At 61.0% G+C, this 24,399-nt stretch carries 27 protein-coding genes; 11 read left to right on the top strand and 16 right to left on the bottom strand.

Annotated elements, in window-relative coordinates; translation table 11 throughout:
• Positions 1 to 2 precede the first annotated feature (2 nt).
• Positions 3 to 1,175, bottom strand: coding sequence for a PLP-dependent transferase (locus tag RCCGE510_RS04365; protein ID WP_007627512.1), 1,173 nt, complete (start codon positions 1,173 to 1,175; stop codon positions 3 to 5).
• Entirely contained in the window at positions 1,172 to 1,894 is a 723-nt protein-coding gene (locus RCCGE510_RS04360; protein ID WP_007627511.1) for a FadR/GntR family transcriptional regulator, read from the bottom strand. Before RCCGE510_RS04360 ends, RCCGE510_RS04365 begins: the two co-directional genes overlap by 4 nt.
• Positions 1,895 to 2,119: 225 nt before the next feature.
• On the opposite strand from RCCGE510_RS04360, the gene RCCGE510_RS04355 reads away from it, so the two are divergent.
• Complete coding sequence (locus RCCGE510_RS04355; protein WP_007627510.1) at positions 2,120 to 2,398, top strand: hypothetical protein; 279 nt, start codon at positions 2,120 to 2,122, stop codon at positions 2,396 to 2,398.
• Positions 2,399 to 2,565: 167 nt separating this feature from the next.
• On the opposite strand, the gene RCCGE510_RS04350 is transcribed toward RCCGE510_RS04355, so the two are convergent.
• A complete protein-coding gene (locus RCCGE510_RS04350; protein ID WP_007627509.1) occupies positions 2,566 to 3,381 on the bottom strand; it encodes an endonuclease/exonuclease/phosphatase family protein in 816 nt (271 codons plus the stop codon).
• A gap of 188 nt (positions 3,382 to 3,569) precedes the next feature.
• On the bottom strand, positions 3,570 to 5,033 hold the full coding sequence (locus RCCGE510_RS04345) for a phosphatidylserine/phosphatidylglycerophosphate/cardiolipin synthase family protein (RefSeq protein ID WP_007627508.1): 1,464 nt from the start codon (positions 5,031 to 5,033) through the stop codon (positions 3,570 to 3,572).
• A 213-nt stretch (positions 5,034 to 5,246) separates the two neighbouring features.
• Here RCCGE510_RS04345 and RCCGE510_RS04340 point away from each other — a divergent pair, with 213 nt between their 5' ends.
• The 4 genes from RCCGE510_RS04340 (at position 5,247) to RCCGE510_RS35090 (ending at position 6,782) form a co-directional block, all read left to right on the top strand.
• Positions 5,247 to 5,888, top strand: a complete 642-nt coding sequence (locus RCCGE510_RS04340) for a UdgX family uracil-DNA binding protein (RefSeq protein ID WP_007627507.1) — start codon at positions 5,247 to 5,249, stop codon at positions 5,886 to 5,888.
• A 142-nt stretch (positions 5,889 to 6,030) separates the two neighbouring features.
• Positions 6,031 to 6,285: a DUF2934 domain-containing protein gene (locus RCCGE510_RS04335; protein ID WP_007627506.1), complete on the top strand. Its 255-nt coding sequence runs from the start codon at positions 6,031 to 6,033 to the stop codon at positions 6,283 to 6,285.
• 138 nt (positions 6,286 to 6,423) lie between these two features.
• The gene (locus RCCGE510_RS35475) at positions 6,424 to 6,606 is read left to right on the top strand and encodes a hypothetical protein (RefSeq protein ID WP_037077741.1); all 183 of its coding nucleotides are present in this window, start codon (positions 6,424 to 6,426) and stop codon (positions 6,604 to 6,606) included.
• Positions 6,607 to 6,608: 2 nt separating this feature from the next.
• The gene (locus RCCGE510_RS35090; RefSeq protein WP_007627505.1) at positions 6,609 to 6,782 is read left to right on the top strand and encodes a hypothetical protein; all 174 of its coding nucleotides are present in this window, start codon (positions 6,609 to 6,611) and stop codon (positions 6,780 to 6,782) included.
• Positions 6,783 to 6,796: 14 nt separating this feature from the next.
• Here the strand turns inward: RCCGE510_RS35090 and RCCGE510_RS04325 are convergent, their stop codons facing one another.
• Positions 6,797 to 7,150, bottom strand: a complete 354-nt coding sequence (locus RCCGE510_RS04325) for a hypothetical protein (RefSeq protein WP_007627504.1) — start codon at positions 7,148 to 7,150, stop codon at positions 6,797 to 6,799.
• 142 nt (positions 7,151 to 7,292) lie between these two features.
• Between RCCGE510_RS04325 and RCCGE510_RS04320 the strand changes: the two genes are divergently transcribed.
• From RCCGE510_RS04320 to RCCGE510_RS04310, 3 genes are read left to right on the top strand one after another with little or no spacing between them, the layout of a single operon-like run.
• Positions 7,293 to 7,607 (top strand): hypothetical protein, encoded by a 315-nt coding sequence (locus tag RCCGE510_RS04320; RefSeq protein WP_007627503.1) that lies wholly within the window; start codon positions 7,293 to 7,295, stop codon positions 7,605 to 7,607.
• Positions 7,608 to 7,666: 59 nt separating this feature from the next.
• Complete coding sequence (locus RCCGE510_RS04315) at positions 7,667 to 7,957, top strand: DUF3175 domain-containing protein (protein ID WP_007627502.1); 291 nt, start codon at positions 7,667 to 7,669, stop codon at positions 7,955 to 7,957.
• Between the two features lie 6 nt (positions 7,958 to 7,963).
• Entirely contained in the window at positions 7,964 to 8,689 is a 726-nt protein-coding gene (locus tag RCCGE510_RS04310; RefSeq protein WP_007627500.1) for a glutathione S-transferase, read from the top strand.
• 1 nt (position 8,690) lies between these two features.
• Here the strand turns inward: RCCGE510_RS04310 and ligD are convergent, their stop codons facing one another.
• The 4 genes from ligD to RCCGE510_RS04290 form a co-directional block, all read right to left on the bottom strand.
• Positions 8,691 to 9,587 carry a non-homologous end-joining DNA ligase gene (gene ligD / locus RCCGE510_RS04305; RefSeq protein ID WP_037077737.1) on the bottom strand — a complete coding sequence of 299 codons (897 nt, stop codon included), beginning with the start codon at positions 9,585 to 9,587 and terminating at the stop codon, positions 8,691 to 8,693.
• Entirely contained in the window at positions 9,584 to 10,591 is a 1,008-nt protein-coding gene (locus tag RCCGE510_RS04300) for a DNA topoisomerase IB (RefSeq protein ID WP_007627498.1), read from the bottom strand. Before RCCGE510_RS04300 ends, ligD begins: the two co-directional genes overlap by 4 nt.
• A gap of 15 nt (positions 10,592 to 10,606) precedes the next feature.
• Positions 10,607 to 12,763, bottom strand: a complete 2,157-nt coding sequence (gene glgX, locus RCCGE510_RS04295; protein WP_007627497.1) for a glycogen debranching protein GlgX — start codon at positions 12,761 to 12,763, stop codon at positions 10,607 to 10,609.
• A gap of 103 nt (positions 12,764 to 12,866) precedes the next feature.
• Complete coding sequence (locus RCCGE510_RS04290) at positions 12,867 to 13,661, bottom strand: SDR family NAD(P)-dependent oxidoreductase (protein ID WP_007627496.1); 795 nt, start codon at positions 13,659 to 13,661, stop codon at positions 12,867 to 12,869.
• A 399-nt stretch (positions 13,662 to 14,060) separates the two neighbouring features.
• On the opposite strand from RCCGE510_RS04290, the gene RCCGE510_RS32870 reads away from it, so the two are divergent.
• Entirely contained in the window at positions 14,061 to 14,918 is an 858-nt protein-coding gene (locus RCCGE510_RS32870; protein ID WP_240539627.1) for an IS4 family transposase, read from the top strand.
• 9 nt (positions 14,919 to 14,927) lie between these two features.
• Positions 14,928 to 15,329, top strand: a complete 402-nt coding sequence (locus RCCGE510_RS35470; protein WP_240539626.1) for a hypothetical protein — start codon at positions 14,928 to 14,930, stop codon at positions 15,327 to 15,329.
• A 140-nt stretch (positions 15,330 to 15,469) separates the two neighbouring features.
• Here the strand turns inward: RCCGE510_RS35470 and RCCGE510_RS04280 are convergent, their stop codons facing one another.
• From RCCGE510_RS04280 to RCCGE510_RS04260, 5 genes are all read right to left on the bottom strand, one after another.
• Complete coding sequence (locus RCCGE510_RS04280) at positions 15,470 to 16,684, bottom strand: MFS transporter (protein ID WP_007627495.1); 1,215 nt, start codon at positions 16,682 to 16,684, stop codon at positions 15,470 to 15,472.
• 173 nt (positions 16,685 to 16,857) lie between these two features.
• Positions 16,858 to 18,351 (bottom strand): sulfatase, encoded by a 1,494-nt coding sequence (locus RCCGE510_RS04275; protein ID WP_007627494.1) that lies wholly within the window; start codon positions 18,349 to 18,351, stop codon positions 16,858 to 16,860.
• 38 nt (positions 18,352 to 18,389) lie between these two features.
• The gene (locus RCCGE510_RS04270; RefSeq protein WP_240539625.1) at positions 18,390 to 19,235 is read right to left on the bottom strand and encodes a carbohydrate ABC transporter permease; all 846 of its coding nucleotides are present in this window, start codon (positions 19,233 to 19,235) and stop codon (positions 18,390 to 18,392) included.
• An 8-nt stretch (positions 19,236 to 19,243) separates the two neighbouring features.
• Positions 19,244 to 20,206 carry a sugar ABC transporter permease gene (locus RCCGE510_RS04265; RefSeq protein WP_007627488.1) on the bottom strand — a complete coding sequence of 321 codons (963 nt, stop codon included), beginning with the start codon at positions 20,204 to 20,206 and terminating at the stop codon, positions 19,244 to 19,246.
• Between the two features lie 2 nt (positions 20,207 to 20,208).
• Positions 20,209 to 21,501, bottom strand: coding sequence for a sugar ABC transporter substrate-binding protein (locus RCCGE510_RS04260; RefSeq protein ID WP_007627486.1), 1,293 nt, complete (start codon positions 21,499 to 21,501; stop codon positions 20,209 to 20,211).
• 243 nt (positions 21,502 to 21,744) lie between these two features.
• Between RCCGE510_RS04260 and RCCGE510_RS04255 the strand changes: the two genes are divergently transcribed.
• Entirely contained in the window at positions 21,745 to 22,653 is a 909-nt protein-coding gene (locus tag RCCGE510_RS04255) for a LysR family transcriptional regulator (RefSeq protein ID WP_007627484.1), read from the top strand.
• Here the strand turns inward: RCCGE510_RS04255 and RCCGE510_RS04250 are convergent, their stop codons facing one another.
• Both RCCGE510_RS04250 and pcaF read right to left on the bottom strand, forming a co-directional pair.
• On the bottom strand, positions 22,654 to 23,136 hold the full coding sequence (locus RCCGE510_RS04250; RefSeq protein WP_007627482.1) for a GNAT family N-acetyltransferase: 483 nt from the start codon (positions 23,134 to 23,136) through the stop codon (positions 22,654 to 22,656).
• A 49-nt stretch (positions 23,137 to 23,185) separates the two neighbouring features.
• Positions 23,186 to 24,391: a 3-oxoadipyl-CoA thiolase gene (gene pcaF / locus RCCGE510_RS04245; protein WP_007627480.1), complete on the bottom strand. Its 1,206-nt coding sequence runs from the start codon at positions 24,389 to 24,391 to the stop codon at positions 23,186 to 23,188.
• Between the last annotated feature and the right edge of the window lie 8 nt (positions 24,392 to 24,399).

Below are 24,399 nucleotides of genomic sequence, written 5' to 3'. Positions count from 1 at the left end.
TTTCAGGATTGCGAGGCGGCGGCGAGCGCTTCCTCGATGTCTCTCCACAGGGCCTCGGTTCCTTCGAGGCCGACATGGAGGCGTACGGATCGCGCATGGATGCCGAAGGCATGTGCGGAATTCGGCTGTGCTTTCTGCTGAAGCACCACCTCGCCCGGTACGATCAGGCTTTCATGTCCACCCCAGCTTACACCCAATTTGAACAGCTTGAGGTGATCGGCAAAGGCGCGGATATCGACGCCTTCGCGGAAGATGAACGAAAACAGGCCCGACGTGCCGTTGAGCCCGGCGGGCAGACGGTTGGCGAGGCCGGGATGGCAGACCGTCTCGACGACCTCGAGCTTCTGCAAGCGTCTGGCGATTTCAAGCGCCGATGCCTCATGGGCCCGCATGCGCAGCGGCAGCGTGCGCAGGCCGCGGATCAGCAGCCAGGCATCGAACGGCGAAAGCTTGCCGCCGAGATAGGGATAGGCTTCGGCCTTGATACGGGCAATCATCGCCTTCGAGCCGGCGACGATCCCCGCCACCACATCGCTATGGCCGCCGAGATATTTCGAGGCCGAATGGATGACGAGGTCGACGCCGAGCATCAGCGGCTGCTGGAAGAAAGGGCTTGCCCAGCTGTTGTCGATCATCGAGACGAGGCCATGTTGCCTGGCGAGGGCGGCAAGCGCCCCGACGTCATGCGCCTCCATCACCCAGCTCGTCGGGCTTTCCAGATAGAGGAGCTTGGCGCCGGGCAGCGCCCTGGCGACCGCTTCCTCGTCGCGCCCGTCGACATAGGTCACCTCGATCTTCATCCGCTTCAGGATGGTGCCGAACAGGCGGAAGGCATCGGGATAGACATGCTTGACGGCGACGATGCGGTCGCCCGGCTCGACGAAGCTCAGCACTGCAGACGAGATCGCCGCCATGCCACTTGAAAAACCCAGCGCATCCTCCGCACCTTCGAGCTTTGCCAGCATCTCCTCGAAGGCGCGCACCGTCGGGTTCAGACCGCGCGTATACGTCGGCCGCACCTTCTCGCCGCGATAGACGGTGAGCATCTCGTCATAATCGGAAAAGGTGAAAAGCGAGGTCTGGAAGATCGGCGGCACGACGGCGTCGGCGAAATTGCCGTCGTCGTGGGCGGTGATGAGGGAAGCAAGATCGAACGGGTCTGCGCCGTTGCTCATTTGGACATTTCCTTGATGTCTTCCTCGACGATGTCGAGAATTTTCAATGTTTCCGCGCGCGCCGCCTCGGCATCGCCGGCGGCAATCGCGTTGAAAAGCGTGCGGTGAAATGGAAAGGACCGGCGGGCGAAATCCTGGCGGTCGAAAGGGTGTTCCCAGAAGCGCTCGAAGGTTTCGCGCATCTGCTCCAACAGCTGGCGAAACAGCGGATTGTGGGTGGCGTCATAGACGGCAAGATGGAAGGCCAGATCCTCCGGTCCTGAGGTGCCCTTCTCCAGATGCACACGCTCCATCGCGTTCAGTTTTTCCTCGATGACGACGAGATCGGTCGCCGTGCGCCGTCTAGCTGCGACCATGCCCGCCTCGCATTCGATGCCGCGGCGAACTTCCAGCGTCTGCAGCAGCGCGTCGCGCAGATGCACCGCATCGAACGACAGCGGCATATGGATTGTCGCCCTGGACACCGGCTTCAACAGATAGGTGCCGCTGCCCTTGCGCGTCTCGATCACCCCGAGCGCCTGAAAGTGACGGATCGCCTCGCGAATGGTCGAACGGCCGACGGCAAGTGCCGCCATCAGCTCACGCTCGGCCGGCAGCCGGTCCCCCGCCTGCAAGCGCGCTTCCTCGACATAATCCGCCAGCGCATCGGTCACCTGACGCGCGCGGTCCATGGCCGGAAGCGGCCGGATCACCGGCCTGTCGCTAAGCTTTGCCTTCATGGTTCCCCATCTTCTTATCAGGCAGTCAGCTCATCAAATTGGTCTGACATCTTAGCATTTCTCAAAGAGCAGAAGCCGTCAAGGGGTGTTTGATCGCAGGTTGGCCCACCGCTCCACGATTCCCTTTGCATCTCCTGAGGCGGCACCCGGTCGCGCTTACCGAATACACGCACTGGAACCGGCTCTCTCTTCAGGTGTTTCTTTCGATCAGCAGGGAGCTTTCAAATGACCTACGTCGCATCGCCGAGCTACGACCGTAACGACGCCAGCCGCGCTTCGAACCTCCGTCAGTGTCTCGAGACCGCCAGACGCCACCTCGATGAGACTGCCCACAGTTCGGAAACCGAGAAAATCGAGACTCTCGTCGCTTCCGCTATCGAGGCGGGTTGGGAAGAGGATGAAGTACGCGAGGCACTCCGCGCCGGCGACGAGCGAGGAAACAAGATGCCGGAGCAGGAACGACCCGTCCCAACTATCGGCGTAGTCCCTTCGTCATCTTTCTGACAAGCGCCGGAAGCTTGCCAGGGCGATCTGGTCCCTTCCCCCAACGTGTCGAGGGTAGACCGGCGAAGCTCGTGCTCCCCTCGACCCACATCATCGGGCGCTGGACGACTTCCATGTTTGTCGTCCGGATCAAAAACGATAGGCGCCCTCGCAACGTCCGTATGAAATCAGTCCCCTACAGTTGTCAGATCAATCAACGCCTTGATCGGCAGATGATCGGAAGCGATACGCGCCAGCGGTGTGTCATGCGCCTCGACCGTCGAGATGATGCCCTTGCGATTGGCGATGATGCGGTCGAGCGCCAGCAGCGGCAGGCCGGCGGGGAAGCTGGGCACGGCCGGCGGCAGTTCTCCGAAGGCGGATTGGAAAGTGTTGAGCGACGAGCGGTCGCCAAGCCGCCATTCGTTGAGGTCGCCGAGCAGGATGGTCGGCATTTCGTGCCTGTCGTTGATGAGCTCGACCAGCATGCGGGCCTGCTGGGCTCTGTTATGGCGCAGCAGCCCGAAATGCGCGGCGATGATGCGCAGCACGCCGCCCTCTTCGAGCTCGATCTCGGCAACCAGCGCGCCGCGCGGCTCCAGCCCCGGCAGCTTGATCTGATGCACATCATGCACCAGCCCTTTCTTGAAGAGCACGACATTGCCGTGCCAGCCATGCGCCTTGGCCATGCCGGCAATCGGCACCGGGATCAGCCCGGTTTCCCGCTCTAGCCGGCCAAGATCGAGAATGCCGGTGCGCTCGCCGAAGCGCGTGTCGGCCTCCTGCAGCGCGATGACGTCGGCGCCGATTTCATGGATCACCCGGCTGGTGCGCTCGGGATCGAAGCGGCGGTCGGTGCCGACGCATTTGTGCACGTTGTAAGAGGCGATCAGCGTTCCGGCGCTGCGCGGCCTGGTCTCCGTATAGGCCGGGTCGAGCCGCTTTTTCCGGCTCCTGATCGAAGCGAGAATGCTGGCGGGAAGATTGACTTTTCTAGCGTGCATCGGAAGGCGTAGCTGTTCCGTTGATCAAAATGGCTTCCTTCGGCAGTATAGGAGGGCAAACCGAACTTGCCATGTCCGATCGCAAAATAAAGGGCGCGTCGCATCGACTTGATACAGGCAACGCGCCAGATTTTTGTTTTATGCATGTCGTCCTCCCAAAACCGCTGCACAGGTTTGAGCGACATGCATTAGAGATAGGGCGAACCCAGCCACAACACCTTCTCGAGCAATCGCACCGGGAAGGGCCGCGCCCGTAAGCCGTCCAGCGTTACCGGCGTTGCCGATTTCAGCGTTTCCTCGATATGTTCGTCGATTTCGCCGGCAAAGCCTTCGTTCAGCACTTCAAGATCGACCTCGAAATTCAGCCGCAGCGACCGCGGGTCGAGATTGGAAGAGCCGACATAGGCCCAGGTGCCGTCGATCGTCAGCAGCTTCGAATGGCTGAAGCTGCCGGTCGAGCGCCAGATGCGGCAATAACCCTTGAGGATCTGGTCGAATTGCGCCGTCATCGCCCGGTCGACCAGTACGAGGTTATTGACCGCGGGAACGACGATATCGACTTCGACGCCGCGCCGCGCCGCTGTCACCAGCGCGCTGATCAATTCGCGGTCCGGCAGGAAATAGGGCGACATGATGCGGATCGATTGGCGCGCCACGGAAAAGGCGCCCATCAGCATCTTGTGGTTGGTCTCGACGCTGCGGTCCGGCCCGGAGGCGACGACGCGCATCAGGATCGGATCGCCGGGGCTGCGCTGCGGCGGCTCGATGCGCCAGGCCTCGCCGTTCAACAGTTCCTGCGTGGAGAAGCGCCAGTCTTCGGCGGCAAGATCGAAGAGGTCGGCGACGACAGGACCGGTGACGCTGAAATGCGTGTCGTGCGCAAAGCTCTCGCCCGTCGCCTCCTCACTGAAACCGGCCCGGATGTTCATGCCGCCGGTCAGCGCGATCTTGCCGTCGACGATCAGGATCTTGCGGTGGGTGCGCAGATTGGCATAGGGCAGCCGCAAGCCCATGATAACGTTGCCGTTGAAGACGGCGACGGTGACGCCTCCGTCTCTCAGATGGCCGAGAATGCTCGGCACCGAATAACGCGCCCCGACCGCATCAATCAGCACCCGGACCTCCACACCGCGCTTCACCGCCGCTATCAGCGCATCGGCGATGCGAAGGCCGATCACATCCCGGTCGAAAATATAGGTTTCGAGCAGGATGCTGCGCGCCGCCTCGTCGATGATCGTCTTCATCGTCGCATAGGCCTCGTCGCCGGTCTCCAGCACATCGATCGTGTTGCCCGAGGTCAACGGATTGCGCGTCACCCGGTCACCCAGCGTCTGCAGCGCCGCAAAGCGGCGGCCGAACTGGCTGATCACCGTCTCGGCCTCGGCATCGAAGGTCTCCAACTCGTCGAATTCGGCCGCCAGCAGCAGCGCGTCGCGTCGGATGCTCAGCGATTTGCGGCGGATGCGGTTGATGCCGGCAATCGCATAGAGCACCGCACCGATGATCGGCGACAGGATAATGACGCCGACCCAGCCGATCGCCGCACGCACCTCCTCCTTGGTCATGGCGGCATGGATTGCCGCCGCGGCCCCCATGGCGATCGAAACGACAAAGAGGATATGCGGCCAGTAGGTCGACAGGAGATAGAACATCGCTGGCAAATATAGCCGGGAAATGGCGGCGTTCAATCGCGCCGGCTCTCTCTCATGACGCGAAATTCTTCGCTGTGATCATTTTGCCGGCCTGCGGGGCCGATCGCGAAAGGTTGGGAATGGCCCACACATTTCGAAAGCGCGCTGCCCATTCCCGAACGGGAACAATCCCGGCACAGATCGATTGATCGTGACGAGATGAGGATCCCCATCATGAACGCAGCCGCAACCGTCGGTCCCGCCTTGGCGCTCGAAGTCGCGAGTGCGGAAAGCATCGCCGAACTGCGGCATCAGGCCGAAGGCTGTACCCGCTGTGATCTCTACAGGAATGCCACGCAGATCGTCTTCGGCGAAGGCTCAGGGAAAGCCGAGATCGTTCTTGTGGGTGAGCAGCCGGGTGACCGGGAGGACCTGACCGGCAGGCCTTTTGTGGGTCCGGCCGGCCAGTTGCTCGATCGCTGTCTGGAAGAGGCCGGTCTCGACCGCCAGCGCTGTTATGTCACCAATGCCGTCAAGCACTTCAAGTTTACGCCGCGGGGCAAACGGCGGCTGCATGCAAAACCCAATGCCGGCGAGATCCGGCGTTGCGCCTGGTGGCTGGGCGCCGAGCTCAAAATCGTCGAGCCGAAACTGGTTGTGGCGCTCGGCGCAAGCGCTGTTTATGCGCTGCTCGGGCCGAAAGTGAAGCTGACACCGACGCGCGGCCATATTCTGCAGCCGGCAAACCATCCGCCTGTTCTGGTCACCATCCACCCCTCCTATCTCCTGCGCATTCGCCACGAGGCAGAGCGGCACCGGCTGCGCCTGGAGTTCGTGTCAGATCTGCACAAGGCGGCAGAGTTTGCGGCGCGCTGAACGCCTCTTCTCAACCCTAATATGCTGCAACGCGAAATATTTGCGGTTGCAGCACGATTTCTCTTGAAACAGCCCCTCTCCTCTGGAACCATCAAACCAGTATCGCGTTCGAACGACGGCATCATATGACTGGAGATCAGCGATGGCAGAAACTCGAGACGAGTGGATCAAAAAACGTGCATACGCCCTCTGGGAAGAAGAGGGCTATCCGACCGGGCGAGAATCCATCCATTGGGAACAGGCACGACACGAGCGCGAGGCGCTCGAAGGCTCTGCTGCCTCTTCCGACGGTAAGGAAGTCAAGCCCAAAGCAAAGCGCAGCATCGCCGGCAGCAAGACCAACGGCGTGGTGACACCGGCGCCGAAACGGACGGCGAGCCGCAAAACGGCTCTTTGAGTTCCGAAGCCGAGCAACCGAATTTAAAAAGGGCGTCGTCGCGGCGCCCTTTGATGGTTTTTGTCATACGCTTGAATTAGTTGTGCATTATCGCATTTGCAGAGGACGGGCTTCCATGCGGGGGTGAACAGAGGCCGGATGACGCTGCACGCTTTGAGGCTTCCTGGAAAAATTGAGCCCTTGCCCGATCGTCGGGAACTAGACCGTACACTGGCTGTTTATGGCGAAACCGGGGAAGTTGCCATGAACGACGGCCATGCTGATATTCTCTCCGTCCCGCTCGTCGCAGCCAGCGCCTTCGGCCGCGATCTAGGGGGATAGAGATGTCGCTCCTCGTCATCGCCGCACTGCTCTACCTCGGTCTCGCGCTCGGCTTCATCCTTGTCGTCGACAATCTCGTCGGGCTGGTTTTCCACGATCCCCGCGCGCCAGTGCAGCCGCCGAAATTCGACATCGGCCGCGCCTTGGCTGCATCGCAAAAGCTCTATCGAAAATGACAGGTCGCCTTCGCCTAGCTCGCTTGTGCAATAGCGGCGCCATCGAATTCGGGATATTTGCGCGTCAGATCCACCTCACTGGTGCAGCTGTCGTCACGCGCCGTCAGTTCGATCGAGATCGTGTCGGCGGGGTCGAGGCGGCCGCTGTCGTGATAGACAGGAATACGCGCGCCGCTCTGGCTGACCAGAACGGCACCCCGCTCGAAACCCTTTTGCAGCAGCCAGTCCCGCGGCGCCATTAGGCGGATCTCGACCTCGTACGAGTGTCCATTCCCTTGCTTGACACTGACGGTATAGGTGATCGGTGACACCTGGCCGTTGACGTCGATTGCGCCATTTCCATCGGCTTTGGCGATGTGGTTTTCCATGTTCTCGGCTCCTTTTGTCGGGTTTCCCATCGAAAAGGGAGCGAAAGCGGCTTTTGTTCCGAAATCCGGGTGAGGTATCCTACGGCCGGAACTTTCGCCCTCAGCACCAGTTTGGTCCCTTGGCACACCAGAGGAGGCAACGATGCCGAGAGGTGACAAATCCGAATACACCGACAAGCAGAAGCGCAAGGCCGAGCACATCGAGGAGGGCTACGAAGATCGCGGCGTTTCCGAAAAAGAGGCTGAGCGGCGTGCTTGGGCAACGGTCAATAAGGAGAGCGGCGGCGGCAATAAATCCGGTTCCGGCCGCGGCAAGAAGGACACGCATGTCTCCTCCGAAAAGGGCGGCCGCATCGGCGGCGCTGCATCAGCCGCACGCTCGAAGGAGGAACGCTCCGCCTCCGCAAAGAAAGCGGCCGCGACGCGCAAGCGCCATGAACACCACAGCCACCATTAACCAGAGATGCGACTGGCGGTGATCTGCCGCCGGCCGTATCCGACAGAGGATTTTCAGAGATGGCCAAATCGAAGAAGAAATGGTCGCGAGATGTCACCGAACACAGCGATGCGATGGACCTGAAGCAAGGCGTATTCAAATCGGACGACCCGAAGAAGATCGCCCGCTCCGTCAAGCACTCGGCCGAGGAGAGCCACCGCCGCAAGTCCAACCCTTTCCGCGCGGCCATGTCGATGCTGACCTTCTACATCAACCGCGCCGGCGACCAGCTGACGAAAAAGCGGCGCGGCACGCTTGAAAAGGCCAAGGACGAATTGCGAAAAGATTTCGGTCGGCAACCGAAGGGATAAGCGCAGATGGCATACGAGCTTTATTATTGGGACGGCCTGCAAGGGCGCGGGGAATTCGTGCGGCTGGCGCTTGAGGAAGCCGGCGCCGACTATATCGACATCACCCGTGAGCCCAGTCGCGGGACGGAGGCCATGTTCGGTATCATGAAGAGCGACAGCGAACCCCATATTCCCTTCGCCCCGCCCTTCCTGAAGGACGGCGCCCTGATTATCCCGCATGTCGCCAACATTTTGTTTTATCTCGGCCCGAGGCTCGGCCTTGCGCCTGAAGACGAAGGCCTTCGCTATGTCGCAAATGGCCTGCAACTCACCATCACCGATTTCGTCGCCGAGGTGCATGACACGCATCACCCGATCGATACATCGCTCTATTACGAGGACCAGAAGCCGGAAGCGAAAGCCCGTTCTGCCGCCTTCATCCGCGATCGCATTCCGAAATTCCTTGGTTACTTCGAGCGTGTGCTGCGGCAGAACCCTGGCGATCCTGGCTATATGATCGACAATGCGCTCACCTATGTCGACCTGTCGCTCTTCCAGGTGATCGAGGGCCTGACCTATGCCTTTCCGAACGCCATGGCGAAGCGCAAGGCGGACTACCCCGCCCTGCTGGCCCTGCATGATCGCGTTGAAAAGCGTACGAACATCGCCCGCTATCTCGCCTCGTCTCGCCGGCTCGACTTCAACGAGGATGGGATTTTCCGGCATTATCCCGAGCTCGACAGCGAGGAGTGAGCTAACCGTTCAGCGGCACGGCCGCGTCGAAAAAGCCGGCCCATGGGTCACGCGACCGTCTCTCCAATTGCTGCGGCACATTGGCAAGCGTGAAGGCGGCCGGGCCACTGACCTCATTCAATTCGGACCAATCGAGCGGCATCGAAACCGGCGCACCCGGTCGCGCCCTGGTCGAATAGGCAGCGACCGCCGTACTGCCGCGGCCGTTGTGGAGATAATCGATGTAGATATGCCCGCCGCGCTTCGCCTTCGTCGCGGTCGCCAGATACTTTGCCGGGGCCTTAGTCGACATGATCTCGGCAAGGGAATGGGCAAAATCCTTCACCTCGGCCCAGCCGGCCTTCGGCGCGAGCGGCGACACCACATGCAGTCCCTTGCCGCCTGATGTCTTGACGAAGGCAGCCAACCCACGGGCCTCCAGCCGCGCCTTGACGTCAAGCGCTGCCGAAATCACCGCGCTCCACGCTACGTCCTCGCCGGGATCGAGGTCCATGGTGATCATATCCGGCCTCTCCCAATGATCGGTCGTTGCGCCCCAGGGATGAATTTCGAGCGCGGCCGATTGCACCAGCGCCGTGAGACCGTTGAAATCGACGATACGCAGCAACTTTTCGCCGTCGCTATCCTGCGGATCGGCGATCTCCTCGATATGAGGATTCATGCCCTTCCAGGCATGTTTCTGGAAAAACCGCTGGTGGCTCTTTACCCCGTCCGGCAGGCGCAGCAGCGCCAAGGGACGGTTGACGATAAAGGGCGCCATGAACGGCCAGACCGCCGCATAATAGTCCGCGAGCGCCTGCTTGCTCACGCCCTCGTCCGGCCAATAGAGCCGGTCGGGATGGGTCAATACGACGTCTGATGCGGGCGGACGACCTGCCGATGGATGTGTGGGGCTCATTCCTCGATCTCGCGCGCGAGGAAATCAAGTAACCTGTTTTCCTCGGCCCGCAAGCCCCGCAGCGGTTCGCTGCCGCTTTCGATCAGCGGATGATCGTTGCCGGCGAGCGCGATGATCGCCGGATGGATGTAGCTCGAGCGGGAAATTGCTGGTGTGTTGTGCAGGGCCTCTGCCGAGGCTTCCGACATCTGCTTCACCGTCGGCCGGCCGCCGCCGGCAATCGTCTCGCGCGCCGCTCCGAAGGCTGCAAGCGACCCTGCCCAGGTGCGGAAGGTCTTTGCTGAAATGGGAATGCCCGATATCTCGGCCAGATAGGCGTTCAGCCGGCCGGAATCGATCGGCTTCAGCGCTCCGCTTTCATCCTTCCAGACGAACAGCTGGCGGCCGGGCAGATCGGCGATCTCTTCCAGGATCTTCTGCAGCCGCGGATGTTTGAGACTGCGCTGTACCCGCTTGCCGCCCTTGGCGCGGAATTTCAGCTCGATCTGTCCTTCGACGATCTTCAGGTGCCGCTTGAGCAGCGTCGTTGCGCCATAAGTGCCGTTTTCCCGAACATAGGCCTGGTTGCCGACGCGCAAGTGCGCCTCGTCGAGCAGCGTCGTCAGGGCCGCCAGCACGCCGTTGACATCCTCCGTGCCGGTATCGAGATGGCGCAGCACGGTGCGGCGTATCTTCGGCAGCGCCCGGCCGAACTCGATCAGCTGATGGAATTTTCCGGCACTGCGGAAAGACTGCCATTCCTTGTGATAGCGATACTGCTTGCGCCCACGCGCATCGATGCCCGTCGCCTGCAGATGGCCATTGTCGTAGAGACAGATCCAGACATTCTCATAGGCTGGCGGCAGGCCGAGCGCGCTGATGCGCGCCCGCTGCAATTCATCGGCAAGCGTCTTGCCGTCGGGCATGACATAGCTGAAGCCCTTGCCCTTCCTTCGTCTGCGGATGCCTGGTTCGGTGTCGCTGACATAGACGAGACCAAGTTCGGTGATGGCTTCGGCATTCATCTTTTCCGCGACCCGCTACTTGCTCCGACGCCCGAACTGGAACCAGCGGCGGCGTTCGGCTTTTGTCGCGTCCTTCGGCGGCTCGGTCTGGCCCGTCGGCGCAAAGACCGCTACGCTCTGGGCATAGACCATGACCGGATTGTCCTCATGGTGCACCTCGAAGGCATCCGTCTCCTTCCCGGTGTCGAAAACCCGCGACCACTCTTCCAGCCCATTCACATCGGGCAGGTGGATCTGGCAATCGCCGCCAGCGTTGAAGACGAGGAAAAGGTCGTCCATCGTCTCGGTATCAGGTGCAAGCGCGCTCCTTGAGACATAGACGCCGACTACCTGCAATCCATCGTCGTTCCAGGCGCCGTCGTCCATGAAGCTGCCGTCCGGCTTGTACCAGGCGATCTCGATGCGCCCGTCCTCGCTGGTCTCGCCGGTCAGGAACCGCTCCTGCCGCAGCACCGGATGCGACTTGCGGAAGGCGACCGCCTGCCGGCAGAAATCGAGGAACGGATCGTCGAGCCCATCCCAGCCCGTCCAGCCGATTTCATTGTCCTGGCAATAGGCGTTGTTGTTGCCGCCCTGGCTGTTGCCAAGCTCGTCGCCCGCCAAGATCATCGGCACACCCTGGGAGAGCATCAGCGTCGCAATCATGTTGCGCCGGCGCCGGGCGCGGGCGGCATTGATGTCTGGATTATCGGTTGCGCCCTCGGCGCCCATATTGTCGGAATGATTGTCGGAATGGCCGTCGCGGCCATCCTCGCCATTCGCCTCATTGTGCTTGTCGTTGAAGGACACCGTATCCGTCAGCGTGAAGCCGTCATGGGCCGACAGGAGATTGACCGAGGAGGTGGCCGCCCGGTCGGAATGGTTGAACTGCGGCGCCGAGCCGGTGACGCGGGCCGCCACCTCCGACACCATGCCGCCATCGCCCTTCCAGAATCGGCGCACGTCGTCGCGGAACTTGTCGTTCCACTCGCGGAAGGGATGCGGGAAGCCCCCCACCTGATAGCCGCCCTCGCCGATATCCCAGGGTTCGGCGATCAGCTTGACGCCTGAGAGAATCGGATCCTGGCGAATGGCGCCGAAGAAGCCGCCTTGGCGGTCGAACTCCAAATCCTGCCTCCCGAGCGTGCTGGCAAGATCGAAGCGGAAGCCGTCGATATGCATGACGCCGACCCAGTAGCGCAGGCTGTCGAGCACCATGCGCATCACCATCGGATGGGCGACATTCAGCGTATTGCCGGTCCCGGTCGTATCGAAAGTGTGGCGCGGATCATCGGGCGATAGGATGTAATAGCTGGCATTGTCGAGCCCGCGGAAGGACAGGGTCGGGCCTTTCTCGCTGCCCTCGGCGGTGTGGTTGTAGACCACATCCATGATGACCTCGATGCCGGCGGCATGGAACTTCCGCACCATGGTCTTGATCTCGGTGATCTTGTCGCCGGACATGTAGCGCGATTGCGGCGCGAAGAAACCGAGCGTCTGGTAGCCCCAGTAATTCCTCAGGTTCTGATCCAGGAGATAACGATCGTCGAGAAAATATTGGATCGGCAGCAACTCGATCGCCGAGATGCCGAGCTTGACGAGATGATCGATGATCGGATCGCTGCACATGCCGAGAAAGGTGCCGCGCAGCCGGTCGGGCACCTTAGGATGGATCATCGTCAGGCCGCGCACATGTGCCTCGTAGATGATCGTGTCGGGCCAGGGCCGGCGGATCGCCTCTTCACCCGCCCAGTCGAAATCCGGATCCTGGACCACGCCCTTGACCATGAACGGCGCGCTGTCGCGCTCGTCGAAGGAAAGGTCGTCTTCGCCGATCTGATAACCGAACAGCGCGTCGTCCCATTGTAATTCGCCGGTCACCTGCTTGGCGTAGGGATCGAGCAGAAGTTTGTTGGCATTGAAGCGATGGCCGGCGCCAGGATCGTAAGGACCGTGGGCGCGATAGCCATAGACGGTGCCCGGCCCGACGCCGGCGACATAACCCGACCAGATGTCGCCCTCGCGCTTCGGCAGCGGCATCCGGGCAATCTCATCCTTTCCGTCCGGGGAGAAGAGGCAGAGCTCTATCTGTTCCGCATGTGCCGAGAAGACGGCGAAATGGGTACCGGAACCCGTATACTCCGCCCCCAGCTCCGGCTTGAGGAAGTCGAGTTCCGAAAATGAAAAGCTCATGATGCCCCGCTCAATGAAAAGACCAAGCGGGAAACGTCAGGGTGGTTCTAAAGTTCCCTCATGAATGGGAAAAGGCAACGATGTGGCCGGGCGGAGTAAGCGTTTACGGCATCAGCTGGCCGCCATTGACCTCGATGATCTGGCCGGTGATGTAGCCGGACAGCGTCGGCGAGGCGAGGAAGAGATAGGCGCCAACGCAATCCTCCGATGTGCCGACGAACCCCATCGGGATCGACTTGCGCTGCAGCTCCATCTGCTCGTCATTGGTATAGCGCTCGTGGAAGGGCGTGGCGATGACGCCAGGCGCCACCGCATTGACGCGGATCCTGTCGGCGACGAATTCCTTGGCGTGACCGCGGGTGATCGTCGAGACGAAGCCCTTCGATGCCGCATAGAGGATCGCCCCGTTGCCGCCGCCATTGCGGGCGGCGATCGAGGTGGTGTTGATGATGAAGCCACCCTGCTTTTTCAGCCACGGATGAGCCGCCCGCGTTGCCGCCAGCACCGAGCGGGCGTTGAGATCCATCACCGCGGCATAATGCGCGTCGGTATATTCCGAGGTTGGCTTGCGCCCGAGCATGCCGCCAGCATTGTTGATGAGCCCGTCGAGATGACCGAAGGTTTTCGCCGTCTCCTCGACGACACGCTCGGTCTCGCCCTCTCGCGATACGTCGCCCTGGATCAGATGCACGGTGCCGCCGGCAGCGCGGATCTCCTCCGCGAGCATCTCCGCCGGTTCGCGGCTGGCGTTGTAATGCACGCCGACCTTGGCGCCTTGAGCCGCAAAAGCGCGGGCGAGCGCCGCCCCGATCCCGGTCGAGGCGCCGGTGATCAGCACGGCCTTGCCGGAGAGATCCGGCAGTTTGATCGATGCCAGCGATTGCGCAAGTTCTACCATGGCTAAGACAGCCTCCCGAAAAACCAAAGACATAGGTGATGAAACAGATTGGGGAAGTCTATCAGTCGAAATCGGCGAAGGGCAATGCACGAAAGCGGGAGAATTGCGTCGTGGGGATGCCATGGCCGGTCTGTTCGGGCTAAAATTAGCCCCTCACCCTAACCCTCTCCCCGTAAAAACGCTAGGGCATATACACATCTCGGTGCGACGGATTGACTCGGTCAGTGGGGGTCGGATTCCTTTGGCTTCGTGTCTATGGTTCTTTTGGCGACGTTGTGATTTGGGAGCGTCGCGGATGGACTTGCGCCAGGATTTTTCGTTGGGTTGGTTTGGAGATCGTCGTCTCGAAAAAGGGGGGCGGCGCTGCTCCAAGCCATCGTGCTGCGCCAAACGGTCTGCTTGCGCCAGCTTGCGGAGGGCAAGCATTCGGAGGAGATCCGGTTCGGGCGCTTTCTCAACAATGGTGCGGTGAGGGTGGAAGAGATCATCGACGGCTGGAGCGATCAAACGCAGTCTGCCGTCGCCGGTCGACATGTGCTGGCGCTGCAGGACACCAGCGAGATCAAGTTTGCGACGACGCCGGACAACCGGCGTGATCTGGGCAAGATCAAGAAAGGCAATTGCTTCGGTCTGCTTCTGCATCCGATGCTGGCGCTCGATGCCGACACCGGCAGCTGCCTTGGCCTGGTGGGCGGCAAGGTGTGGACGCGCGGCACCGACGAGCTTACGCCGCATGCCGAGCGACCCTTGAACGAAAAGGAATCGCGGCGCTGGGTGGAGACGGCGGAGGCGGCCAAACCGCTGCTTTTGCGTGCGGCCCGGGTCACTGCCATCGCCGACCGCGAGGGCGACTTCTTTATCATGTGGGCGCGCCTGCCCGACCAACGCTTTGATCTTTTGTCGCGGGTCATGCATGACCACGCACTCATCGGCGGCTCTAAACTGCGTGATACCGTAGAGACGGTTCGGTTCTGCGACACCCAAACGATCGAACTGCGCGAGCGCGCCGACCATCCCGCGCGGCAGGCAACTTTGTGCCTGCGCTTCGGCCAGGCGACGATCAGGCGGCCGCAAAACCTGCGCGAAGAAGGTCTGCCCGACGGGGTTACGCTCAGTTGGGTCGAGGTCGTCGAACCGGACGCACCCGAAGGTGTCGAGCCCTTGCATTGGCTGCTCTTGACCACGCATGCGCTCTCCAGTGCGACTGACGCCTGGCAGATCATCGCCTGGTACAAGCAGCGCTGGATGATCGAGTAGTTCTTCCGGGTGATGAAGACGCAGGGCTTCAAGATCGAGGACAGCCAATTGCAGTTGGCGGCGCGGCTGGAAAAGCTCGTCGCCATCGCCGCCAAGGCCGCGGCAATCGTCCTCCAACTCGTGCAGGCCCGCAACGGCGGCGATCCTCAGCCGGCAAGCATGGCCTTCAGTCCCCACGAGATCAACACGCTCGCCGCCCTCGAAAGCCGCTTCAAGGGCAAGACCAAGCTGCAATCCAATCCCCATCCCGAAGCTTCGCTCGCCTGGGCTGCCTGGATCATCGCCAAACTCGGCGGCTGGAACGGCTATGCCTCCTCCAAGCCGCCTGGACCCATCACCTTCTTCAACGGGCTCAAATACTTCCGAGCCTGTGCAGACGGTTGGGCCTTGCGAGATGTGTATATGCCCTAGCGTAAAAACGGGGAGAGGGGACGTGCCCCTACGAGACGTCGGCGAGGAACGGAAAGGCTGCGGCTTGCCCCCCTTCGCCCCGCAAGCGGGGAGAAGGTGCCGGCGGCGGATGAGGGGCTAACCTCGCCGATCTCACCTCATCACGAAGCCACCCCGAAGACCGGCTCCGGCTTCTGGCGCGCAAGCGGCGGGAAAGCCAGCGCTATCGCCGCAGCCCCGAGCCCGACCATCGCCGAGCCGATGAACAGCCAGGAATAATTGGCGAACGTGTCGAAGATCCAGCCGCCGATCAGCGGGCCGAAGGCCATGCCGAGGCTGGACAGCATCGTCGCCGCGCCGAAGACGGTGCCGAGGATGCGCGGCCCGAAATATTCCCGCGCCAGCACCGCATAGAGCGGCATCACACCGCCATAGGCGCTGCCGAAGACGATGGCGAGCGCGTAGAATTCGGTGAGCTGGCTGACGAAAAGATAGGTCGCAAGCGCGCCTGCCTGCACCAGCAGCCCGGCGACCAGAACCGGCTTCACGCCGATCCGGTCGGCAAGACTGCCATAAAGCAGCCGACCGCCGAGGCCCGCCAGGCCCTCGACGCTGTAGATGCTGACGGCCGCCATCGGGGCGACGCCGCAGATCGTCGCGTAGTTCACCATGTGGAAGATCGGCCCGGAATGCGCCGCACAGCAGGCAAAGAAGGTCAGGCCGAGCACGATGAATTGCGGCGACCGGAAGACTTTCGACAGCTGTGGCTGGGCGTCGTCGACCACAAATTCGGCGCCGGTATCGGCGGCCTGGGCCGGTGGGCGCCTGACCAAGAGGGCGGCCGGCACGAGCAGCACCCAGGCTGCGACACCGATGATCAACATCGCCGGCCGCCATTCATAGGCCGAGATCAGCCAGCGCGCGAAAGGCGAAATGGTCATCGGCGCAACGCCCATGCCGGCGGAAACGAGCGACACCGCCAGGCCACGATTCTCATCGAACCAGCCGATGGTCGCCGCAATCATCGGCGCGAAGAAGGTGCTGGCGGCCAATCCGACGAGGATGCCGTAGGTCAGCTGGAACTGCAGCAGCGTCTCGGCGCGGCTGGCCAGCACAAGCGCCAGGCCGAGCAGCACCGAGCCGATCATCACGACGATGCGCGGGCCGAAGCGGTCGCTGGCTGCACCCCAGAGAAACCCGCCGAAACCCATGACGATGAAGTTCAGCGTCATCGCGCTGGCGATGCCGACATGCGACCAGCCAGTCGCGGTTGCGATCGGCTCCTGGAAAATTGCCAGCGAGAACATCGCGCCGATGGCCACGCACGACATCAAGGCGCCCAAGGCGACGATGACCCAACGATAGGAAACACTCATGGCTCATAACCTCCATGCCGACAGAGTGATCGCGACGCTTGCGGCCAGCCTACCGCACTTCGCGTCTGCGATCTCAAGACGTTTGAACCGCTGTGATTTCGACAGCGCGCTAACATCTTTTTTAAATGTCGAATCGGCAATGACCCTATCGGCAACCGCTCTGATCCTCGAAGCTAGTCCAATCCCAGTCTCTGAAACAGTTCGGCCGGTGCACCGTACCGTTCGATGCTTTGCCGCATAAGACGCAGCATTCGTTCCCGCTCTTCGGGCCGGTCTTGCCAGAGGTCGTGCTTTTGGCCTGGATCATTGCGTCGATTAAATAGCAGCGGCTGACTGTCCAGGTTCCGTCTGTCTCCAGGACCGTCGGGAGAGATGGGAATTTTCCATTGCGGCATGTCGATGCCGGGAATGTAGTAGCCATGATCGACCGGCTTGTCCGGCGGCTCGATGGTGGTCGGCACCATCGTCGAGTAGGCGTAAAGCGGTTTCTGGCGATCTGGCGGCTGGATCAGCGTCCATTCGCCATCGGTGCAGCAGATGCCTTGTCCGAATGTCCCGTAAATGACGGTGCTCCGCGCGTTGCGGTTATCTCCTTTGAGAAGCGGCAGAAATGAATGCGAATGCGTCTTTCGTGGTGGCTCGACGCTGGCGATCGCCAGGATCGACGCGAAGAGGTCGACGGTCGATGTCAGGTTTTGAATCGAGCCGCCATTGCCTTGGAAGCTGGGGTGCCAGACGAGCAGCGGAATGTTCGCATGGCTGTCGAAATGCGGGAATTGTTTGCCATAGCCGCCCCGTTCGCCGAGGTCGTGTCCGTGATCTGTAGTGACGATAACGGCCGTGTCATCCCATAGCTGCAGTTCGTCCAGGGTGGTGAACAGCTTGCCCAGCCACCGGTCCGTCATCGTCAGCTTGGCGCCATACTGGGAGCGAACGAAAGCCAGCTCCTCGGGGCTCGCCTGGCTCATGAATTCCGCCTGACGCGCCGCATTCTGATAGGGCGGCCACAGCGTGAAGCGGTCGCGCGCCGCACCGTCGCCGTACATCGATGCATAGGGCTCCGGGACATCGAAAGGCTCATGCACGTCGAAGGACTCGACCTGCAGGAAGAACGGCTTTCCGGTCTTCGGTTTGGCGAGCCATTCGCTCGCTGATGTTATCACCTTGGCAGGAAAGAAATCGGCCTCATCCCTGAAGTTTGCGACATTCGAGAAGTAGCGGTGACCATAGCCCGGGCGCCATTTTTCAATATTGTGCACCCATTGCGGCAGACCTGCCTCCGGCACAAGCGGCTCCCAGAAATCCAGTTCGTGCCCTCGAATGAATTCCGCACCCTGGAAGCTCTGGATGTAGCCGTTCGCCGACTCCTCCCAGTAGTGATAGTGATCGGTGACGATCGCGGTTGTGTACCCCGCATTTTCCAGGAGCTTCGGCAGGCGAAGATCGAAGGGTTCAAGTGGTCCCCAAGGACGCCATTGCATGCCGCTGAAGCCGGCAAAAATCTCACGCCGCGCCGGCATGCAGGGCAGGCTTCCGACGAAGTGATTGTCGAAACGCCACGCCTTGTTGGCGAAAGACTGAAGGTTCGGCGTCGCGAACTCGATTCCGCCATAGGCCGAGAGAGCATTGCGGTTAACGCTGTCGATAAGCACGAGGATGATGTTCATGGAAGGACCTTCGATGTTCGTTCGAGGCGTTCACACCGCTACAGCTTCACTGCACCGGCCGCGAGATCGGACACGAGCTTTCGCTGAAGCAGCATGAAAAGGACAAGTGTCGGCAGCGTCGAAATCACCGATGCCGTCATCACCAGATTCCATTGAGTGGTGTATTCGCCGAAAAAGCCGGCCAGTCCGACCGGCACGGTCTTGTTTTCGTCCGCTGTCATCAGTGTCAGGGCAAACAGAAATTCATCCCACGCCGACACGAAGGCGTTGACCGCGACCGTCACCACACCCGGCCAGGCGATCGGCAGAATGATCTTGAAGATGATCTGGATCGTGGAGGCGCCGTCGAGCTTGGCTGCCTCGTCGAGATCCTGGGGAATTGTGTCGAGATAACCGAGCAGCAGATAGATGGCGAATGGCAGGTTCATCGCTGTATAGGACAGAACCAGGCTCAGCGGATTGTTGATCAGCCCCACGGCGAAAAACATCGAATAAAGCGGCGTGATCAGGATCACGTAGGGAAACAGCTGCGTGCAGATCACCAGGATCAGCAACAGGCCGCGGCCGCGGAAATCGCCGTTCCGCGAAAAGCCATAGGCCGTGATCAGCGAGATGGTAACAGCCGCAACAGTCGAGATCGTGCAGACGACGAGACTGTTTCTGAGGTAGTTCGGAAAGGGTGAGTTTTGGAGGAGCGTGTAGTAGTTTTCCAGGGTGACGCTGGTGAACAGCTGAAACGTCCGGGTGAAGATTTCCTTGTCCGGGCGGAAGGAAATCAGCACGACCCAAATGAAGGGGAACGCCAAAATCAGCAGCAGGCCGATACCCAGAACGACGGTGATCAGGTCCTTGGCAAACCTGATATGCCGGGCTCGATGCGTCATCGAAACATTCATGACGACGCCCCTCGTTTCCTGCGGGAAAGAACCCCGAGGTAGATGAGCGCGAAGGCGAACATCATCAGGCTCATCAGAACGCCGATTGCGGCACCCTCGCCGACGCGATAGTCGACAAACGAAACCGTATACATCTTCGTTGCCAGAACCTGCGTGTAATCGCCTGGCCCTCCCCGCGTGGCGAGCCAGACGTAGACGAAATTGTTGAAGGTCCAGATCGTCGTCAGCAGCGCGACCACCGCGATCACTGGCTTCAGCATCGGCAGGATGATGCGCAGGTGTATCTGAAACTCGGACGCGCCGTCGATGCGGGCCGCTTCCCTGAGTTCCCTCGGAATCGACTGCAGCGCCGCGAGGAAAGTGATGATGACGAAAGGAAGCTCGCGCCAGATCAACATGGTTTCGACCGCGCCCCAGACCGTCGACGTCCTGGAAAGGAATGGAATTCCCCTGTCGATGAGCCCAGTCGACAGGAGAAACTGGTTGACCGCGCCGTAGCGGGGGTCGAGCAGCCACTTCCAGGCGGCGACGGCGACGACGGGCGGCGTTACGAACGGGATAAGGACCAGCGACCGGACGAGCCAGCCGATGCGCCATCTGGCAAAGACCTCGGCGTTGAGAAGGATCGCGAGCGCAAGCCCGAGTGCCAGTCGAATGACGACCGTCACGAATGTCAGCAGAAAAGCCGTGTTGAACAACGCGCCGGCAATTCCTTCATCTTTGAGGACGGTGGCAAAGTTGGCAAAACCGACCCACTGACCCTCTTTTCCCAGATCGAAAAGACTGAGTTCCTGAAAGCTGAGCGCAATATTGTAGAATGCCGGGCCGGCAAAAAAGATTGCCAGGATGAGCATCGCCGGCATGACCAGGCCATACGGCTCAAGATGCCAACTCCGGAATGATCCTCGTCTTTCGACGCGCTTGGCCAGCGCGCCGTCCGGGTTCGCGGAAACAGACATTGTCAGCCTTTGCCGCGGGCGAGCAAGTCGTTGAGCTCCTTGATGATGACATCCGCGGCCTCATCAGGATTGCGCTGCCCGGAGAATACGGCGCCGAATTCGCGATTGATGAGGGCTGTCATGCTCGACACCTTGATCGGGGAGGAGATGTATCGCTCGAAGGTCTGCGCCAATGGTAGCATCGTCACATAGCCCTGCTCGGCCGGCGGAAACTGTAGCTGTGAAAGCAGCGACTTCTGCGAGGGATATTGGTTGTAGGTTTTGAAGGTTTCGGGGCCGACGAGATATTTGACGAACTCCCAGGCCTCCTTCTGATGCTTGGTGTTGGGATTGATGCCCAGCGCACGTCCGCCAAGATGAGAGATGCGCTTCTCCGTCCCTTTCGGAATAGGTGCCGTCAGCAGGGGCTTGTCCGATTGTTTCTGGGCGGCTCTGAAGGTTTGCGGCGGAAAGAACGTGATCGCGCAGTCGCCTCGGCCAAGCCCGCCGATCAGCTCTGGATCGCCCCACGCATTCACGGTGATGAGGTTTTCGGGCGCTGTTGCGTCCACGAAAAACTGATTGAAATAGTTCATCGCCGCCGCCAGTTGCTCCGGCGTCACGGACACTTTCCATTTCCCCGGGCTTTCCTCCGTGACCAAGGTCGAGCCATTGCTCCAGAGGTAATAATTCACAAGCGTCCACATGCCGCTGTCGGGTGCGCTGCCTGCGGGGAAGCAGAAACCGTATTGTTCAGTTCCACCACCTTCGGTGGTCAATTTCTTGGCAGCTGCCGCAAGATCGTCCCAGCTATCCGGGAAATTTGAGACACCGGCTGCCTGCAGAAGATCCGGGCGATAGGCCATCGAGAATGTATCTGCCGTCCATGGCAGGCCGAAGATTTTGCCGTCGAGAGTGGCGAGGTCGAGAGCCAGAAAATCGCCGGCACCGGCTCCCGGCGCATTCGATTGGATGAGAGGACTGAGATCGAGAAGCAGTTTTGATCGCGCCAGATCACGCGTCCACACGAACGCCAGCTGCTGAACATCCGGTCCCGCACCGGCAGGAATTTCGCGCGCCAACTGCGCAAGCGTATCGCCGCCCGACATTGTCTCCAATTTGACCTGGACATCGGGATGACTGGAATTCCAGGCGTCGACGGCGGCAATCAGGCCTTGAATTTCCGTCGGGGGATCGAATTGACGAAACGTCAGTTGGACCTTGTCCTGCGCCGCCGATGGAGCGACCGCAAAGATTATCGACGCCGCCGTGGTCGCCGCGAAAATCAGCTGCCGGCCTATGCCATTTTTGAACATTGGTTCCTCCTCCCTTTATCCCCATGCCGCGCCCCGATTTCCTTGTCGAAGGCTTATTCTTCTGTGTAGAGCGTCTGTCGAGACCGTGCTCAGGGTACGAAATTCCATGCAATGAGGGGCTTTCGCAGCACTTGGCACGCCAGAATTAATCTACTATTGTTGTGTACAATTGGCGCAGATGGCGCCGAGGTCAAATGCAAACATGCTATATATTATGCATAATTCGTATAGGGAGAGAGATAGATGCGGGAGCTACGCCAATTCGTTGAAGTGGCAAACCAGCGATCGATCTCGCGTGCCGCCAAGAAGCTGAATATTTCGCAGCCGGCGCTTTCCCGGGCGATCCGGCAACTCGAAGACAGCTACGGCGTTCCGCTGTTCAACAGGACCGGAGCCGGCGTCGAATTGAGTGTTTACGGTTCAGCCCTTTATAGCCGGGCGGTGCGGATATTGCCGGCGCTGGATGAAGCGAAAGAAGAGATCGAACATCTTCAGGGCCGCGCCAAGGCCGTTATTCGCATCGCCACCGGCGATCTTTGGGGGCTCGTCATATTGCCGGGGATCATACAAGCCTTCAGCCGGACGCATCCGGGTGTCGTCGTCCACGTCGAGATAGCCGATGACGGCACGCGTTTCGAAGGGATGCGGCACGGCGTCTACGATCTCGTCTTCGGAACGCTCTCCTACAAATATGAAGCCGTCATGCAGGTCGAGTTCGAAACCCTGGCAAGACAGGCGACCTACATCTACTGCGACAAGGATCACCACCTGGCCAAAGCGGCGACTGTCACCCTCGATGATCTTCTGCGTCAGCGCTGGATCAGCCCCGGTTACGGAGATGATGAAGGGCCTGGTCAGCTCGAGCGTCAGACCCGAGATTTTGCCGTACGTGTGGACTCCATGCTGCAGGCTCTGTTGATCATGCAGGGTTCGCCACTGGTGATGGCCGCCTCCAGCGGCTTTGCGAAACTATTCGATGGATTCGGGATCAGACCCGTGATGTTCCAGGACCACGGCCGGGTACAGGAATCGGGCGCAATCTATTTTCCGCGTGCACTCGAAAAATCTCCGGTCCGCGACTTCCTGCGTTTGGTGCGTGGTTCGATGCCACTATTGGCGTTGCCTGAATTCTCGCTCGCTGAAACTGCGTGATCAAAGCGTGCGAAACATCACCAATGCGTCGACATAACCCTCTGTCGGATGAAGGAAGACGCTGGGAAGGCGGCCGACGATGTCGAAGCCGAGGGATTGCCAGAGCTGGACGGCGCGGCGGTTGCTGCTGACGACGAAATTGAACTGCATGGCGCGAAAGCCCCGGGCGCGGGCGTGCTGCAGGGAATGTTCATGCATGAGGCGGGCGACGCCGCGGCCGCTGGCGGCTGCATCGGTCATGTAGCCGCAATTGCAGACATGGCGTCCGCCACCGGCCTGATTGGCCTTGATGTAATAGGTGCCGAGGATGGCCCCGTCCTCTTCGGCAACGAAGGTCTCGCGGTCCGGCCCCATCCAGTAGGCGAGTGCATCGGCTTCGGGGAGATCGCGATCGAGCGCATAGGTCTCGCCGGCCCGGATCGTCGGGCCGATGATCCTCCAGATGGCGTCTCGGTCGTCGTGGTCTGCGGGTCGGATTAGCATGCCCGATTTCTACAGAAGCCGAGCAACGGGCGCAACGGCTCGAACGCGCTCAAACCCTTTCGAGCGCGATCGCAATCCCCTGCCCGACGCCGATGCACATGGTCGACAACGAATATTTTCCGCCGGTCTCGGCAAGCTCCAGCGCCGCCGTGCCGGTGATGCGGGCACCTGACATACCAAGGGGATGGCCGAGCGCAATCGCGCCGCCATTGCGGTTCACCCGCTGATCGTCATCGGCAATGCCGAGCGCCCGCAGCACGGCCAGCCCCTGGCTGGCAAAGGCTTCGTTGAGTTCGATGACGTCGAACTGTTGCTGGGTCATGCCAAGCCGGGTCATCAGCTTGCGCGAGGCCGGGATCGGCCCGACGCCCATCACGCGTGGCGGAACGGCGGCAGCCGCGCCGCCCAAGATGCGGGCGATCGGCGTCAGGCCATATTTTCGCGCCGCCGCTTCCGAAGCGACGATCAGCGCCGCCGCCCCATCATTGACCCCGGAAGCATTACCTGCCGTCACCGTGCCGCCCTCTTTTTTGAAAGGTGTCGAAAGTTTCGCCAGCGTCTCGATCGTCGTCGCCCGCGGATGCTCGTCCTTGTCGATGATAACGGGATCGCCCTTGCGCTGCGGGATGATGACCGGGACGATCTCTTTCGCCAGCCGTCCGTTCGCCTGGGCGGCCGCCGCCTTCGCCTGGCTGCGCACCGCAAAGGCATCCTGGTCCTCGCGGCTGACATGATAATCCTCGGCGACGTTCTCGCCGGTTTCCGGCATCGAATCGACGCCATATTGCTTCTTCATCAGCGGGTTGACGAAGCGCCAGCCGATGGTGGTGTCGTGGATTTCGGCGGTCCGCGAAAAGGCCGTCTCGGCCTTTGGCATGACGAAGGGCGCGCGAGACATGCTTTCGACCCCGCCTGCAATCATCAGCTCGGCCTCGCCGGCGCGGATGGCGCGCGCCGCCGTGATCACCGCATCCATGCCGGAGCCGCACAGCCGGTTGATCGTGGTGCCAGGGACGGCGATCGGCAGGCCGGCGAGTAGCGCCGACATGCGCGCGACATTGCGGTTGTCCTCGCCTGCCTGGTTGGCGCAGCCGAAAATCACGTCGTCGACAGCCTCCCAATCGACGCCGCCGTTGCGCTGCATCAGCGCCTTCAGCGGGATGGCGCCGAGATCGTCGGCGCGCACCTGCGACAGCGAGCCGGCGAAGCGGCCGATCGGCGTCCTGATATAGTCGCAGATAAAGGCTTCGGTCATGGCTTTTC

The organism is Rhizobium sp. CCGE 510 (genome assembly GCF_000292525.1).
Classification (GTDB): Bacteria; Pseudomonadota; Alphaproteobacteria; order Rhizobiales; family Rhizobiaceae; genus Rhizobium.
The sequence above is the reverse complement of the archived record's forward strand: the minus strand, read 5'-3'. Positions and strand labels throughout refer to the sequence as shown.

Coding starts and splice junctions, on each gene's coding strand:
- RCCGE510_RS04310 (WP_007627500.1), top strand. CDS start 7,964: ATGGCATACGAGCTTTATTATTGGGACGGCCTGCAAGGGCGCGGGGAA.
- RCCGE510_RS04265 (WP_007627488.1), bottom strand. CDS start 20,206: ATGTCTGTTTCCGCGAACCCGGACGGCGCGCTGGCCAAGCGCGTCGAA.
- RCCGE510_RS04325 (WP_007627504.1), bottom strand. CDS start 7,150: ATGGAAAACCACATCGCCAAAGCCGATGGAAATGGCGCAATCGACGTC.
- RCCGE510_RS35090 (WP_007627505.1), top strand. CDS start 6,609: ATGTCGCTCCTCGTCATCGCCGCACTGCTCTACCTCGGTCTCGCGCTC.
- RCCGE510_RS04255 (WP_007627484.1), top strand. CDS start 21,745: ATGCGGGAGCTACGCCAATTCGTTGAAGTGGCAAACCAGCGATCGATC.
- RCCGE510_RS35475 (WP_037077741.1), top strand. CDS start 6,424: ATGACGCTGCACGCTTTGAGGCTTCCTGGAAAAATTGAGCCCTTGCCC.
- glgX (WP_007627497.1), bottom strand. CDS start 12,763: ATGAGCTTTTCATTTTCGGAACTCGACTTCCTCAAGCCGGAGCTGGGG.
- RCCGE510_RS04280 (WP_007627495.1), bottom strand. CDS start 16,684: ATGAGTGTTTCCTATCGTTGGGTCATCGTCGCCTTGGGCGCCTTGATG.
- RCCGE510_RS04315 (WP_007627502.1), top strand. CDS start 7,667: ATGGCCAAATCGAAGAAGAAATGGTCGCGAGATGTCACCGAACACAGC.
- RCCGE510_RS04350 (WP_007627509.1), bottom strand. CDS start 3,381: ATGCACGCTAGAAAAGTCAATCTTCCCGCCAGCATTCTCGCTTCGATC.
- RCCGE510_RS04320 (WP_007627503.1), top strand. CDS start 7,293: ATGCCGAGAGGTGACAAATCCGAATACACCGACAAGCAGAAGCGCAAG.
- RCCGE510_RS04275 (WP_007627494.1), bottom strand. CDS start 18,351: ATGAACATCATCCTCGTGCTTATCGACAGCGTTAACCGCAATGCTCTC.
- RCCGE510_RS04260 (WP_007627486.1), bottom strand. CDS start 21,501: ATGTTCAAAAATGGCATAGGCCGGCAGCTGATTTTCGCGGCGACCACG.
- RCCGE510_RS04300 (WP_007627498.1), bottom strand. CDS start 10,591: ATGAATGCCGAAGCCATCACCGAACTTGGTCTCGTCTATGTCAGCGAC.
- RCCGE510_RS04335 (WP_007627506.1), top strand. CDS start 6,031: ATGGCAGAAACTCGAGACGAGTGGATCAAAAAACGTGCATACGCCCTC.
- RCCGE510_RS04340 (WP_007627507.1), top strand. CDS start 5,247: ATGAACGCAGCCGCAACCGTCGGTCCCGCCTTGGCGCTCGAAGTCGCG.
- ligD (WP_037077737.1), bottom strand. CDS start 9,587: ATGAGCCCCACACATCCATCGGCAGGTCGTCCGCCCGCATCAGACGTC.
- pcaF (WP_007627480.1), bottom strand. CDS start 24,391: ATGACCGAAGCCTTTATCTGCGACTATATCAGGACGCCGATCGGCCGC.
- RCCGE510_RS04365 (WP_007627512.1), bottom strand. CDS start 1,175: ATGAGCAACGGCGCAGACCCGTTCGATCTTGCTTCCCTCATCACCGCC.
- RCCGE510_RS04345 (WP_007627508.1), bottom strand. CDS start 5,033: ATGTTCTATCTCCTGTCGACCTACTGGCCGCATATCCTCTTTGTCGTT.
- RCCGE510_RS04290 (WP_007627496.1), bottom strand. CDS start 13,661: ATGGTAGAACTTGCGCAATCGCTGGCATCGATCAAACTGCCGGATCTC.
- RCCGE510_RS04355 (WP_007627510.1), top strand. CDS start 2,120: ATGACCTACGTCGCATCGCCGAGCTACGACCGTAACGACGCCAGCCGC.
- RCCGE510_RS04270 (WP_240539625.1), bottom strand. CDS start 19,235: ATGACGCATCGAGCCCGGCATATCAGGTTTGCCAAGGACCTGATCACC.
- RCCGE510_RS04250 (WP_007627482.1), bottom strand. CDS start 23,136: ATGCTAATCCGACCCGCAGACCACGACGACCGAGACGCCATCTGGAGG.
- RCCGE510_RS04360 (WP_007627511.1), bottom strand. CDS start 1,894: ATGAAGGCAAAGCTTAGCGACAGGCCGGTGATCCGGCCGCTTCCGGCC.